Source organism: Streptomyces sp. NPDC048506 (genome assembly GCF_040651315.1).
In the GTDB taxonomy this organism is placed as follows: domain Bacteria; phylum Actinomycetota; class Actinomycetes; order Streptomycetales; family Streptomycetaceae; genus Streptomyces.
Window position 1 is genome coordinate 41,903 of the sequence record NZ_JBEZIX010000026.1, and the last position, 10,859, is coordinate 52,761.

The following is a 10,859-nucleotide window of genomic DNA, read 5'->3' on the forward strand; positions in this document are numbered from 1 at the left end:
GGGACGCCGACTTCGCCAGATTGCGTCGCACTATCTCAGATAGTAATCCCCCTTACGACCTTGATGGATTTCTCCTCGCTCCACCAAAATGGCACACTCATGCTTGATGGCAGAAATGTCCATCTCCTCGAATTTCGACGAACTCTCCAAATAGAACGCCAGGCCGTACACCTTGAAGAAGTCCCCGTCGCGGCTTCCATCGAGGTGCACCTGTCCACCGTCTGGGAGCGTAACCGTGTAGCCGATCCCATGCACCGAGTAGCTAAAGCCATTTGCACACACTCCGTCGCGCGGAAGATCGTGCCGCAGCACTGCCGCAACGATTTCAGGCGCACTTGACGCATTGAATGTTTCCTCAATCGCCTTCTTGGCCTCCCTGAAATCCTTCAATGCTGCGGATACTTGACGACTCCTACTCACAGCGACGATTCCTCACTTCAACTTGTATCGATTCAGGCGATTCCCGCGAAACTCTTCCGCAGAATTCATGATCCATGTCCTTGTAGCGGAACGCGGATCTCCCCTGTGGCACCGTCGCTGGTGAGCGACTCATCCCGTCGGGTCGATGCGTGCAATCGGGCACCCAGCGGCAGGTACATGTGTCACCCCGTTCGGTCGACGCGGAGGCAGGTGCGTCACCGTAGGGGCCGATGCAACAAAGAAGGGGGACAAACCGTCCCCCTGTCCCTGTATGTCCCCCTGGTCAGGCGGTGGAGACCCCGACGGCCTCCGCCAGTCGGCCGGCCACCTTGCGCATCGCGCGTGGCGCGGAACGCCACAAGTCAGCGGCTACGACGCGGGCGGACGGGGTGTAGCTGACGGTCTCGGCGCCGATCTGGTGGGCCATCTGCATCACGTGCAGGGCCGCGGTCCGGTCACCACGCTGGAGGTGCCCCCGGGCCACCTCCACCCACAGTCGGGCGCGCCGCTCGCGGGAGGGCATCACGTCGGGGTCGAGGTCGTCAGCGAGGCCAAGAGCCTTCTGCGCCTTGCGCAGATCAGTCGCGACGCTGACAGCGTGAAAATCGACATTGGCCCGACCGAACACGGTGGACGGATGGACGTACGAGGCGGGCAGAGACTTCGCGACTTGGTCGCCCTTGTCCCAGTAACGCCACGCGTCGCCCTCGCGGCCCTCGCGCGCCACCGTGACCGCGGCGTGCAACTGAAGAGCGCCGTAGATACCGCGCCAGTCGTCCGGAGCGCCGTCGAGATGGGGCCGGATGAGGTCGGCAGCCTCGGTGACGATGCGCAACGCCTCCTCGGGATAGGCCGTCTCGCGCAGGATGTTGCCCATGTTCCATGCGGCGGCGGCAATGGCGGCAGGCTGGTCGGCGTCCTGCGCTGCGGACAGGGCGCGGTCCGCAACGACCCACGCCAGTTCCGCAGGCGCAACATAGGCAGTGGCCTGCCCCGTGAGCCGGTACACATCCGACAGCGCCACCAGGGCGGCACGGCGCCGCTCGCCGTCGAGCGCCCGCACCGCGGCTTCGCCGTCGCGGATGAGCCCCGGGAGCAACGCCCCTACCTCGGTGCGGTTGCGTTCGGAGGTGTGCCACAGGCGCCACGTCTGGTCGACCCGGCCTTGCAGCACCGCCGGGTCCAGGGGACCCGTGACCGCAGCGGTCAGCGAGCGGTTCATCACCGCAGTCCAGATCTCCGGCATGGCCGGATGGTTCAGCCTGCCAAGAGGCACCAGCTGCGCCGGGCCTTGACTGTCCCCGGTGAGAACGGATAGATCCGAGACCTGAAGGGCGGCACCGAGGCGCAACAGCAGCGTATGAGAACGGAGTTCACGCTCCCCCGCCTCGATCTTCTTCAGCCAGTCAGGACCTCGCCCACAGAGGTGGGCGAGGGTGGCCCGTGTCATGCCGCGCGACTCCCGCAGCACCCTGATCCGCTCACCGGTACTGAGCTCGTCCGACAGATCCATGCGTGCCCCCTAGGTGGCGTGGCCGTCCCAGCCAGCGTACGGCCGGGGCGGGGGCCGTGGGCAGATCTACGATGCTTGACCGCCTGCTGGCTGACGGCGGCGTCAGCGAAGACCACCCGCCCGACGCGGATTAGTCGATGGCCACATTCCAGGAGTGCACCCGCCCCTACAGCTCGCCGACTCCTGTCACCAACTGCGGGCGGCCAACTGCTCGGCAGTGACCTCCTCGGTTGACATCCGGGCTTGCAGGGTCGAGACAAGGCAGGGACATAGTGCAGCATGTGGCCCTATGGAAACTGGCCGTGCAACCCGCGTCGGTAATCGCTGACGATCGCCAGGGCGCCGCGTATCACACCAGCGATGTACGACGCGCATGCCCATGTCCAGCTTTTCAAGGCCAAGCAGGACACCAACGGGCACTTTCTCATCAAGAAGGCCCGCACCGGCGGCCCCATTTCCCTTAATGAACGCGTACCTGAATTAGTACGCGCACATAGCTACTCACCTGAATTGCATTCGAGGCGCTCCAAATTAGACCATAGCGGCCCCTTCCCAAACCTCGCCAGGTAGTCTTCGAGATACAAGAAGGGGGGCGTATTTACAGGATCGCCATCCTCCCAGACCGTATCGCATTCCTCGCACACCCTAATAGTTTCTGGATGATCGATTACACGGTAAGTTGCAACCCAACCCTGGTCGCAACGGGGGCACCAAATCACGACAAAATCACCTTTCAGGCCCAAGGGAAAGCGGTGATTACTTTACCCGCCGGGGTCACCACAAGTTTCATATTTCTCTCGCCAGCTGTACCGACCACTCTACCCATAGGCACGACGTACGCATCGGGATCGTCGGGCATGGGTGAACCGTGCTTTGCCCATGCCTCATCCACAAGCTTAAGGACATCTTCCTGGCCAGGGTTCTTAAAAACACTATGCTTGGGCTTCGTAGGGTCAGGCGCAGCATGTTCCATAACGTGGTCCACACGATGGCCATGTTTAGATCCAGGGCCGTACACCAACCCCTCCGGAGATCGATACTGTCCTCCGCCAAGATCAGTGAACCCTGAGGGGCACGGAGTTAGACCAAGAGGATCGCTCCACCTGTGAGGGTTATTGACGTAAGCGACAGGGTTGGGAGCGGCTTCGAGGCCGATCGGGTCTGGGCTAAGGTAGCGGGCCGTGGTGGGCTCATAGTGGCGATGGACGTTGTAATGGAGCTGGGTTTCTGCGTCGAAGTATTGGCCAGGGAAGCGCAGGGGCGTATACGCCGTTGCATTGCTGTTCCAGGTGATGGTGCCCCAGAGCGTGGCGCAGGTGAGCCAAGCGATGTCACCCACGTCAGAGACCAGCTCTGTTGGCCTGCCGTTCAAATCGCTAACTATCGCGAAGAAGCGTTCGTCAATGACCTGTTGGGAGCCGAGGGACACACATGGCGCGGTGGTCTTGCGTTCGACCTGAGTAACCGGCGTTAGGCCTTGGTGCTCCCAGGTGAGGGTGACGGCATCTCGCGCGGCGGGGGCATACGTCGATTGTTCCGCGAGAGTGGCGTCATCCCAGGTGAAGTCGGTTTGCTCTACGACCGTGCAGACGTCGCTTGCCAACCGCTGTTTGGCCATTCGGCGACCGAAGGGGTCGTAGACGTACCGCCAGGTAGTGCCGTCGGGGGTTACAACCGAGGTTAGGCGGTCCTCTGCATCCCAGGCGTAGCGCCAGGTTTCCGGCTTGCAGGAGAGGCGAGTTTTTTGGCGGAGGGTGACGCGGCCGAGGGCGTCGTGTTCGTAGCGGATGCGACCGGCGCGGGTGATGCGAGTGCCTTCGTATGACCTCTCGCCCCTGGCTGAGGGGTTGGGGTGGCGGTCGGGCCAGGTGGCGTGGGTTTGGTTGCCAGCCGCGTCGTAGGCGTAGGTCTCGGTCCAGTCGGTGGCGTGGACGGCGGTGACTCGGCCGGCGCGGTCGAGGTCGAAGGTGCGGCGGCCGGTGTGGGAGTCGTCGATCGCGGTGAGGTTGCCGTCGGGGCGGTAGGTGTAGGCGCGGTCGAGGACCTTCTGCACCTCTGTAGCGGCGGTGTGGGGTGTTTGGGCGGTGCTGGTACCGACGGTGGTGAGCGACTGGGTGGCGAGGCGGCCGATGGCGTCCCAGGTGTGGGCCAGCTGGAGAGTGTCACCGATGGTGCGGGTGAGTTCTTGGCCGGCGGCGTCGCGGTCGAAGGTGAGGACGTGGCCGGCGATGTCCATGGCGGTGCGGTTGCCGGCGGCGTCGTAGGTGTAGGTGGTGGTGTGGCCGGTGGGGGTGGTGCGGGAGGTGCGGCGGCCCAGGGCGTCGTAGGTGAACGTCATGGTGCGGCCGTTGACCGACTCGGACCTCACCCGGCCGAGGACGTCACGGGTGTAGGTGACCGTGGCGTCGGGGTTGGCGGCCTGTTGGAGGTTGCCGGATGCGTCGTGGGTGTAGGTGGTGACAAGGCCTGCGGCGTCCTTGTGCGTGATGCGGCCGAGGATGTCACGGGTGTAGCTGGTGACCTCGCCGAGGGTGTTGGTGCGGGTCAGCAGTTGGCCGGCCGGATCGTGGGCGTAGGTGAGGGTGCGGTTGTCGAAGTCTGACTCCGACAGCAGCCTGCCCACCGGGTCGTAGGCGTAGTTCCAGGTCAGGCCCTGGGGGTTGGTGACCTGGGTGAGGCGGAGTTCGGTGTCGTGGGTGAACTCGTGGCGGACGCCGTCGGGGTCGGTGCGGGCCGTGAGCAGGTCGAAGTGGCCGTACTCGTAGTGGGTGGTCTGGCCGATGGCGTCGGTGTGGGTGAGGCGGTTGCCTTCGCCGTCGTAGGTCCACTCCTCGGTGGCGCCGGTGGGGTCTATTCGGGCCGCGAGTTTCCCTTCGACCGTCCACACCATGTGGACGGTTTCGCCCAGGGGGTCCGTGACGGAGGTGGTGCGGCCGAAGGCGTCGCGGCGGTAGTGGGTCACCGCGCCAAGGGGATCGGTGACCGAGAGGGGTAGACCCGCCTTGTTGCAGTAGAGGTGGGTGGTGTTGCCGAGGGCGTCGGTGACGGAGGCGAGGTTGCCGCGGGCGTCGTGGGTGTAGGTGGTGGTCGCGCCCAGTGGGTCCGTCGAGGAGGTGCGGTTGCCCGTGGCGTCGTAGGTGTGGGTCCAGGTGGTGCCGTCCGGGCCGGTGACGGTCGCCGGGTTGCCATCGGCGTCGTACGTGGTGGTGGAGGTCGTGCCGTCGGGGAGGGTGACGGTCAGGGGGCGGCCGGTGTCGTCGTAGTCGATGGTGGTGGTGCGGCCCAGGGGGTCGGTGGTGGACCGGATGCGGTGGGCGGCGTCGCGGACGGTGCGGGTGGTGGCACCGGTCGGGTCGGTGGTGGCGACGATGTGGTGGTGGTCGTTGACCTGGTAGGTGGTGATCTGGCCGAGGGAGTTGCGGTGGAGGTTGGTGCGCAGGCCGGTTGTCGGGTCCGGGTCGCCCCAGGTGAACTCGCCGCGGAGGTGGCCTGCGATGCCGCCCTGTGAGGTGCAGCGGTCCGACTCGTCGTAGGCGTAGTGGTAGCTGCTGTTGTTGGTGTCGGTCCAGGACGTGATGCGGCAGGCGTCGTCATAGGTGAAGCGGAGCGGCAGGCCGGAGGACTTGGTGACGGTGGCGAGGTTGCCGTGCTCGTCGTAGCCGTACGTGACCAGGAGTTGGTCGGTGCCGTCGGGGGCTGCGCCGGCGAGGTGGAGGGCGGTGATGCGGCCCTGGTCGGTGGTGAGCAGGAGGCGGTAGCCAGCGCTGTGGGTGATGGCGGTGGGCGTGCCGTCTTCGGTGTAGTCGAAGGTGTGGTGGTTGCCGTGCCGGTCGGATATCTCGTCCAGGACGGCGAGGTCATCGGTGTAGGTGGTGAAGTAGCGGCGGATGCCCGTCACCGGGTCGACGATCAAGTAGTCGCCGTCGGGGGTGAGTTCGAGCGGGGCGCCGTCGCCCTCTACGGGGCGGGTGGGGACGCCGACGGCGGGGTGGGGGTAGAGGAGGAAGTTGCCCTCCTCGCCGATGAGGATGACGCCCTCGGCGTCGATCTCCAGGCGCTGGTCGACCGTGGACATCCAGGTCGGGCCGAACCAGCGGCCCTGGCGGTAGGACGACTCGAAGGTGCGGGTGAAGGTCAGGGGCAGGCTGCCGGGGAGAGCGATGTCCGTTTGCGGTAGGTGCATCCGGCCGGTGGCCATGTCGATGGGGTCGCTGCCGAAGATCTTGCAGGCGGCGATACGGGCCCGGTCCCGGACGGTGATCTTGCCGCCGTTCCGGGCGGCGTGTCGCGCCCAGCCTTCGGCGATGTCCTTTGCCCCAGCCCGTACCGCGCCCTTCGCCAACCCACCCGCGCCCTTGCCGCCGACGACGTTGACTGCCAGGGCACTGAAGGAGTCGAAGGGGTCGCTGCCCCAACCGGAGCCGAGCATGCCCTTGGCGGTGTCGATCGGGTGCAGGGTGGACTGAGCCAGGCCCATGAGCGTGGTGCTGGTGTTGGAGAGGTACTGCCAGGGGTGGGTGAGGTTGTAGGGGTCGAGGGGGTTGACGGTGCGGGCCAGTTTCAGCGTCTCGGCGCCGGCCTTCAATGCGCCGCCGGCCAGGTGCATCTGTTCCACGACGAACGCCTTGCCGCCGTCCTTCAGCGCCGCACCCGCAAGGTCGGTGAACGCGGGCTTGTCGGGGGCGTGGGCCAGGGCGGCCTTGATGGCGTTGCGGGCCCGCTCGGCGGCCTCGTTGCGCTGGCTGCGGGCGTCCTTGAGGATGTCCTCGGCCGCCTCGCGGCCCTCCTTGCCCACGTCACCGGGCTCGCTGGGAGCCTGCGGTTCGGGGCCGGCATTGGTGTTGCCCTGGGAGGCGAGGTACGCGTAGGCCGAGTGACGCTCCCGGTAGTTGTCGTACGCGGTCTCGTACGCGTCCTGGGCGCGCTCCGCGGCCTCCTGTGCCTTGCGGTACTTCTCGATCGCGTCACCGGCCTTGCCCTGCGCCCAGGAAACCGTCTCCGCATACGACTTCAGCGCCTTCGAGGCGTGGTCGCAGGCGTCGGCGGCGTGCATCCACTGCTTGGGGTGCATGTCGAACTTCTCACGGAAGGCGTCGGCGGCCTTGCCGCCCCAGCCACCGTGCGAGCCGATCTTGCGCATCCCGTCCGCCACCCGGTCGAAGGCCGCGGAGAAGTCCTTCAGGTGGGACGCCGATTCGTTGATCTTCTCCACGTCGCCGTGGATCAGCTGTTTCGGGTCCTCGGTCTCACCGAGCTGGCGTTCGTCGACGTGGGCGCCCAGCGCACCGGCGAGCTTGTCGCCACCGGAGCGGACAGCATCGGCGGCGCCGTCCGCCCCGACCGCGTCCAGGACGTCCCCCGCTTTGTCGGCACCGAACTCCACGACCTCACCGGCACCGCGCTCCACCGCATCGGTGAACTCGCTCGCCCCCTCGCCGACCTTGTTGGCGAAGTCCCCCAGCCAGCTCACTTGTTGCTACCCCCCTGATGGTCGGACTTCTTCGACTCGTAGAACTCGGTCTTGACCTCGGCAGGGTCGTCAAAGGGATGCGTGATCCGGTCGGGGACGGAGTGGGCGTCCTGGAGGAACCCCTCCGCCGCGTCGTTCACCTTCTGCTGCGCCTCCATCGACGCCTCCGACGTCGGGTCGAAGTCGGCGTTCTTGACCTGGGTGAAGATGTTGTCCGCGCCGATGTCGCCCCAGGACGTGTTGTGCAGCTGCTCTGCGGTCTTGGTCGGGTCCCCCATCGCCGCGTTCACCGTCTGCTTGAGCGCGTCCGAGACGTACTGCTCCTGCTCGTAGTAGATGCCGGCCGTCAGACCCAGCTTCTTGGAGAACTCGTTGGCGTCCTGCATCAGCGTGCGGACGCCCCAGCCCCAACGGTCACAGAAGGAGTCGAGTACGGCGGCCAGGCCGTCGTCGCCGCATTCCACGCTATCCAGGGACAATTTGTCGAAACCGCGACCGAGTTGGGCCTCGATGTCAAAGCCCAGCTCTTTCAGTTCGGCGGTTGCCGCCTTGATGCCCTTGGTGATCTCCTCGAAGGCCTCGGGTTCGAGCTGATACCCGGGTCCACCTATCACACCCATTTATGCATTCCCCCCAGATATCCCGTCCACGGCATCGTCATCCGGTATGTCCACTGCTGCGCTGTCGGGGACGATTCCGGACACCGGCGGGAAGAGGGCACCCTGCTCACTGCCCGCGTCCAGCGCCACTCCTGTGGGGCCCTCGATGGCAGGAATCAGCACGTCAAGGACCCGGGCGCCGGACGCCGTCACGTACTGCCACTCCGTACCGGGCTCGACGCCCCGGGAGAGCGCGAAGCGGGAGAGGGCCTCCTCGTCCGTGAAGGCGTAGAGCCAGCGAATACCGTCCAACTCCGCAGACATGAAGGCGTCGTCCGTCGTCGGGAGGAGGACGTGGGTGCGGCGGAATTCACCCACCAATGCGGCTGGATTTGGCTGTCCTGCGTGAACTGCCGCTATCTCGTCGGCCAATGACATGGCGGAACGAACCCTCCCCCGAATCCCCACCCAGCTTCCGAACTGCTGAGCTACTCAACTACTGGTCCCACTTTGGCATACGGCACTGACAATGCCGTTGGGGACACTCGCGAGAAAACCGACCGCCGGTTTCTTTTGATTTCAAATATGTAGGTGGCGGTGGGTGGGGAGGGGTACCCGTGCTCAGTCGTCCGCGAGCAGCCGGCGCGCTATGGCGTCGTTCTGGCGGAAGTAGACGGCGTCGGTGCCCGGGCGGGGGAACTGGGCCGGGCCGGCGATGATGCGGTCGCGGTGTGCGGTGCCATGCGCGTCGACCGGGTGCAGGTCCGCGCCGGACAGGCGCAGCATGCCGCTGGCGGCCCCGTCCTCGGTGCGTTCCTCGGCCAACTCGCCGCGGGACAGCAGCGCGCGGAGCAGGGGGTCGGCGATCCGGTCGGGGGCGGGGGACGTCAGGCGGGCGTCGAGGAGGATGGCCGCCTCGTGGACGGTGCCGGGCACGGCCGGGCTGCTCGCACGGAAGAGCCCGGGAGCTCCCGACACTCCCGCAGCCCCCGCGGCCTCCGTCGCACCCGCCGCCTCCACCGTCACGGTCTCCACCCGCATCTCGGGCCCCACGAACACCACCACCCCGGCCTCCGCCAACGCCAGCAGCTGCTCCGCGCGCAGCGGCGGCGGCCCCGAACTCAGGTAGGTGCCGAGCGTGAAGTGGGCGAGTGCCTCGCTGACTTGATGGCTCGTCAGGTCGCCGGCCCGCCACAGCTCCTCGATGACCGCGCCGGTGCGCTGAAGGCCGTCGACGAGCGCGGCGGCGACGGCGCGGGCCGGGCCGGTGCGGCGGCGCAGCACATCGGCGAGGTGGGCGTGCAGGTGCTGCTGGAGAACGTCGGCGTTGGCGCAGCGCAGTCCGGCCAGGGGTGCGGCCAGTCGGTCCAGGTCGAGGCGGTCGGCGGGGTCCGGGACCGCGGCGCGGGCGAGTTTGTCGAGGCGGCCGGCGTCGGTGAGCAGGAGCGCGTACTGGGCGTCAAAGTCGTCCCAGGTCATACGGGTACAGGCGGGCTGCTCGGCGAAGAGGACGCGGTAGTGGCACCAGCCCAGTTCGGCCAGCACCAGGGGCCAGACGTCGCGCGTGAAGGTGGCGCCGGGCCGGGAGAGCCGGGCCCGGCAGGCCTCGACGGTGGCGAAGCGCGGGGCGGCGGGAGCCGCGGGAGAGGCGGGAGCCGCGGGAGAGGCGGGAGCCGCGGGAGAGGCGGGAGAGACGGAAGCGACGGGAGCGGCGGGAGCGACAGGAGCGGCCGAAGAGTCCCGCCCGGACGGCGGGTCCGGTGGGATGGCGCGCGCCGGTTTCGGTGGCAGGGGGACGCCTCGGCGGGAGCCCGCGTACAGCCGGGGCTCGCGGCCGGACGGCAGGTAGCGCAGGCGGCCGTCCGGGGTGCGGTCGAAGCGGCCGCCGCGGCCCTCCGTCAGCAGCGCCAGGCAGTCGATGAAGACCAAGCCGAGGCCGCGGACCAGGACCGGGGCGCCGGGCGGTATCCGGTCCAGCGCGTCGGGGTCGGCGGGGCCGGGGCCGATCCGGGTCAGGCCCGCCGGGGTGAGTTCGGCGAGGGCGTCGGGGTGGCCCTGGGCGAGGACCACACGATCGGCGAGGAACGGCGGTTCGCCGGAGTCGAGGACCACCTGCTGACGGCCGGCCGGTGCCGTGCCGCCGGCGGTGGTGGTGCGGCGCACGTCGGCGGTGGTGCGGCGCAGATCGACCGCCCGCGCCCGGTGGACGTGGAGCCGGACCGAGGAGGGCCGCTCGGCGGTCACCGTCTCGAAGAAGTGCCGCAGGTAGTGGCCCTGGTCGCGGCGGGCGGCGTACCCGCCGTCGTGCAGCGGGCCGTCCAGCCAGCGTGCGGTGGTGGGGCCGGGGCGCGGTGGGCCGGCGCAGGAGACGCTCTCGTCGGGGTACACGGTGACCTGCTCGGCGGCGGAGTTCATCCACAGCAGGCCGGGCTGGTCGGTGCGCCAGGTGCGGCCGGCGCCGGGCGGGTACGGGTCGACGACGTGCAGGTCCAGCGGCCGGTCGCCGTACAGGGCGGGGACGTTGGCGAGGATCCGCTCGACGATCGAGGCCCCGCGGGGGCCGCAGCCGATGACGCAGAGGGAGCGGGCGGGGCCCGTGTGGTCGTTCAACTGGACTCCGTCCGTTGGCCGCGGTCCGGACGTGGCGTAGGTGCGAAGAGACGTGGCGCAGGTGCAAAGCGAGAGCCCGGTGGCCCGTGCCGGGGGCACGGGACCACCGGGCGCGGTGTCAGCAGCCGCCGCTGACGGTGGAGCCGAGCGCCTGGGCGTCACGCTCGCCCGGCACCTCCAGACCCTGAAGATCCATGATGGTCATCTCAAACCCCTCCCTTCCGTTGTTCGATCCTTATGCGTACAG

The 10,859-nt window shown here is 67.8% G+C and carries 7 protein-coding genes; all 7 read right to left on the bottom strand.

From position 1 onward, the window contains the following. Positions 1 to 30: 30 nt before the first annotated feature. The 7 genes from AB0C96_RS21860 to AB0C96_RS21890 all read right to left on the bottom strand — a co-directional run bounded on the left by AB0C96_RS21860 (position 31) and on the right by AB0C96_RS21890 (position 10,817). On the bottom strand, positions 31 to 390 hold the full coding sequence (locus AB0C96_RS21860; protein ID WP_362919347.1) for a hypothetical protein: 360 nt from the start codon (positions 388 to 390) through the stop codon (positions 31 to 33). Between the two features lie 313 nt (positions 391 to 703). Continuing rightward, positions 704 to 1,933, bottom strand: coding sequence for a helix-turn-helix transcriptional regulator (locus AB0C96_RS21865; RefSeq protein WP_362919348.1), 1,230 nt, complete (start codon positions 1,931 to 1,933; stop codon positions 704 to 706). A gap of 733 nt (positions 1,934 to 2,666) precedes the next feature. Further along, entirely contained in the window at positions 2,667 to 7,403 is a 4,737-nt protein-coding gene (locus AB0C96_RS21870) for a putative T7SS-secreted protein (RefSeq protein ID WP_362919349.1), read from the bottom strand. Beyond that, positions 7,400 to 8,023: a hypothetical protein gene (locus tag AB0C96_RS21875; RefSeq protein ID WP_362919350.1), complete on the bottom strand. Its 624-nt coding sequence runs from the start codon at positions 8,021 to 8,023 to the stop codon at positions 7,400 to 7,402. Before AB0C96_RS21875 ends, AB0C96_RS21870 begins: the two co-directional genes overlap by 4 nt. Continuing rightward, positions 8,024 to 8,440, bottom strand: a complete 417-nt coding sequence (locus AB0C96_RS21880; RefSeq protein WP_362919351.1) for an SseB family protein — start codon at positions 8,438 to 8,440, stop codon at positions 8,024 to 8,026. Between the two features lie 183 nt (positions 8,441 to 8,623). Beyond that, the gene (locus AB0C96_RS21885) at positions 8,624 to 10,612 is read right to left on the bottom strand and encodes an FAD/NAD(P)-binding protein (RefSeq protein WP_362919352.1); all 1,989 of its coding nucleotides are present in this window, start codon (positions 10,610 to 10,612) and stop codon (positions 8,624 to 8,626) included. A gap of 118 nt (positions 10,613 to 10,730) precedes the next feature. Then, a complete protein-coding gene (locus tag AB0C96_RS21890) occupies positions 10,731 to 10,817 on the bottom strand; it encodes a class III lanthipeptide (protein ID WP_199838955.1) in 87 nt (28 codons plus the stop codon). Positions 10,818 to 10,859: the final 42 nt, after the last annotated feature.

What these genes read in the sequence shown, in the direction of transcription:
- AB0C96_RS21890 (WP_199838955.1), bottom strand. Translation starts at nt 10,817, where the DNA reads ATGACCATCATGGATCTTCAGGGTCTGGAGGTGCCGGGCGAGCGTGAC.
- AB0C96_RS21865 (WP_362919348.1), bottom strand. Translation starts at nt 1,933, where the DNA reads ATGGATCTGTCGGACGAGCTCAGTACCGGTGAGCGGATCAGGGTGCTG.
- AB0C96_RS21875 (WP_362919350.1), bottom strand. Translation starts at nt 8,023, where the DNA reads ATGGGTGTGATAGGTGGACCCGGGTATCAGCTCGAACCCGAGGCCTTC.
- AB0C96_RS21880 (WP_362919351.1), bottom strand. Translation starts at nt 8,440, where the DNA reads ATGTCATTGGCCGACGAGATAGCGGCAGTTCACGCAGGACAGCCAAAT.